Source organism: Ruegeria sp. CDSA021 (assembly GCF_059612325.1).
This window is the reverse complement of sequence record NZ_JBXWQJ010000055.1, coordinates 1-1,103: the sequence shown is the minus strand read 5'-3', so window position 1 is coordinate 1,103 and position 1,103 is coordinate 1. Positions and strand designations below refer to the sequence as shown.

Genomic DNA, 1,103 nt, shown 5'->3' with positions numbered 1-1,103 from the left:
AAGTTTCTGATGGAGCAAGGCTATGGTTGCGAAGTGACCACGGTTCCGCTCTCGAGCAACCCTGCGCTGGCATCCGTATCCGAGACCGGAGAGCCTGATATTCTGACTGAAATCTGGACAAACGGCGCGCCGGCTTACCAAGGGCTGGTTGCTTCAGGTGCGATCATTCCTGTGACCGAAGTTTTGTCAGATGGCGGTGTCGAAGGGTTCTTTGTTCCGAACTACCTTGTGGAAGAGCATCCGGAACTGGCAACAATTGAAGGCATCGCAGCCAACCCCGAACTCGTCGGAAATCGCTTTCACAACTGCCCCGAGGGATGGACCTGTCTAAATGTCAGCACCAACCTGATGAAGGCAGGCGGGCTGATTGATGCAGGCATTGAAAACTTCGTGCATGGATCAGGCGAAACCCTTGCGGCTTCGATCGCTGCCGCCTACGAAAACAAAGAGCCATGGTTCGGCTTTTATTGGGCACCAACATCGGTACTGGGCAAATACCCGATGACCCTGGTCGATATGGGCCCCCATGACCCTGAAAAGCACGCCTGCAACATCACAGCGGAATGCGCGACGCCAGAAATGAGCGCCTTCCCCCGCAGTGAAGTCGTTACAGTTCTGTCGAAAGAATTCATGGCCGAAAACGCAGCAGTGTCTGACCTGATGACAAATCTATCCTTCACCAACGCTCAGATGGGCGAAACGCTGGCATGGGTTGAAGACAACAATGCCTCCTACGATGAAGGCGCGGTGCATTTCCTAACAACCTACAAGGATGTCTGGGGGGCGTGGCTTAACGATGCTGCGCGCGACAAACTTTCCGCCTTGCTGCAGTAAACTGCATGGACAGGGGCATCCTCAGCGATGCCCCTAACGCACTGAAGTAGATCGGAAAGTGGGAAAAATGGCCTTCTATGACAAGTTATTCAGCGCATTGGGTTTGAGCGAATGGTGTGGCACGTCCGATGACAAAGCGCCTCTTTCGCTGGCTGATCTTGCGGCGCAAGCAGGAGGAGAAGAGGCCTCTGAGCCGCTCATTCCAATTCCCTCGTTTGATAATCTGCACGAAAGCTGCAACCGCATATGGCAGTCGCGCGATGTAACCA

General features: G+C 54.1%; 1 protein-coding gene and 1 pseudogene. Both read left to right on the top strand.

The window, feature by feature from the left end:
• The coding region (locus AC2FLD_RS22475) for a glycine betaine ABC transporter substrate-binding protein (RefSeq protein ID WP_496674571.1) at positions 1 to 834 on the top strand (834 nt) is incomplete at its 5' end.
• A 67-nt stretch (positions 835 to 901) separates the two neighbouring features.
• Positions 902 to 1,103 (top strand): annotated as a pseudogene (locus tag AC2FLD_RS22470) (glycine/betaine ABC transporter permease); the annotation flags it as partial.